Origin of the sequence: Saccharopolyspora sp. NPDC002686, assembly GCF_040295745.1 — a bacterium.
GTDB lineage: Bacteria > Actinomycetota > Actinomycetes > Mycobacteriales > Pseudonocardiaceae > Saccharopolyspora > Saccharopolyspora oryzae.
On the sequence record NZ_JBEOVY010000641.1, the window covers coordinates 1 to 1,658 of the forward strand.

The window sequence follows — 1,658 nt, forward strand, 5'->3', positions numbered from 1 at the left end:
GGGCCAGGTCGGAAAGCGTGGTGCCGCGCGGCGCTTCGCCGAGCAGCACCAGCAGGCGCAACGCCTTGCGCACCATGTCGTCGCGCGGTGCCTTGGACGGTTCCGGCACTCGTTCCTCCGTTTCCGCATCGGTCGTGCAGACGTTACCGGTCGCGTTGACAGCTTCCCCGGAGGATCTCTATGTTATCCCGCGATAAAGAACGGTTTACCGCATCGTGGTAAAGGCGACGAAGGAGTCGGCCTTGACATCACCCGTCGATCCGGGGCGGCAGCGCTGGTTGCGCTTGCTCCCGGTCGCGTTCGTGACCTACTCGCTGGCCTATTTGGACCGGTCGAACTTCTCGATCGGAGTCGCCGGCGGGATGAAGGAGGACCTGGCCCTCAGCGGTTCGATGTCCTCGCTGATCGGCGCTTCCTTCTTCCTCGGGTACTGCTTGTTCCAGATCCCCGGCACGCTCTACGCCGAGAAGCGCAGCGTTCGCGGGCTGATCTTCTGGTGCACCTTGGCGTGGGGTCTGCTGGCCGCGGTGCAGGGCCTGTTGCACAGCGCCGCGCTGCTGATCCTGGTCCGCTTCCTGCTGGGCGCGGTGGAAGCCGCCGTGCTGCCCGCGATGGTGGTGTTCCTGGCCCGCTGGTTCACCAAGCGCGAGCGCGGCAGCGCGAACGCCATCCTGATCCTGGGCAACCCGATCACGGTGATGTGGTTGAACGCCGTCTCCGGCTACCTGGTCGAGATGACCAGCTGGCGGGAGATGTTCATCATCGAGGGCCTGCCCGCGGTGGTCTGGGCCTTCGTCTTCCGGGCGCTGGTCAGCGACCACCCGTCCGAGGCGAAGTGGCTGAACGAGCCGGAGAAGGACGCGCTGCTCGCGGAGCTGGCCGCCGAACGCCGCCAGGCCACCCCGGCCAGCTCGTTCGCGGCGGCGTTCCGCTCCCGCCCGGTCGTGCTGCTGTCGATCCAGTACCTGCTGTGGAGCATCGGCGTGTACGGCCTGGTGTTCTGGTTGCCGAGCATCGTGGCGGCAGGCACCGGCCAGGGCATCGGCCGCAGCGGCCTGCTGTCGGCGATCCCGTTCGGCGTCGCGGCGCTGCTGATGGTGCTCAACTCGCGGATGTCGGACCGCTCCGGCTCCCGGGTCGGCTACATCTGGCCGTGGCTGCTGCTCGGCGGCATCGGCTTCCTGCTGTCCTACGTGGTCGGACCGGACCACTTCTGGTGGGCGTTCGCGCTGCTGGTGGTCGCGGGCGGTGCCATGTACGCGCCTTACGGCCCGTACTTCGCGCACGTCGCGGAGATCCTGCCGCGCAACTTCGCCGGAGCGGGCGTGGGCTGCGTCAACACGGCCGGTTCGATCGGCGGCTTCGTCGGCACCTACCTGGTCGGCTGGCTCAACGACGCCACCGGTTCCACGGCGGCCTCCTTCGTCATGATGGCCTCGTCGATGGTGGTCGCAGCGCTGATCACCCCGCTGGTCGGCAGCGGAGCGCGCTCGAAGGAGGAGCAGCGCGAAGCCATCGCGTGAACCGAACCGGGAGTGCGCCCCCGGCGCGGAGCCGGGGGGGGCTGCCGGGTTTGGGGCCGCCGCCGCGGGGGCGTGCCAGCTCGCCCGCGCGCACTCCGGCGTGGGATCGGGGAAAGGGCGCGAGCGCGACCAGAT

At 69.1% G+C, this 1,658-nt stretch carries 1 protein-coding gene; it reads left to right on the forward strand.

Features of this window, described 5'->3' with window-relative positions; translation table 11 throughout:
* The first annotated feature begins 242 nt into the window (after positions 1-242).
* Complete coding sequence (locus ABTZ89_RS38550; RefSeq protein WP_351054420.1) at positions 243-1,523, forward strand: MFS transporter; 1,281 nt, start codon at positions 243-245, stop codon at positions 1,521-1,523.
* Positions 1,524-1,658 lie beyond the last annotated feature (135 nt).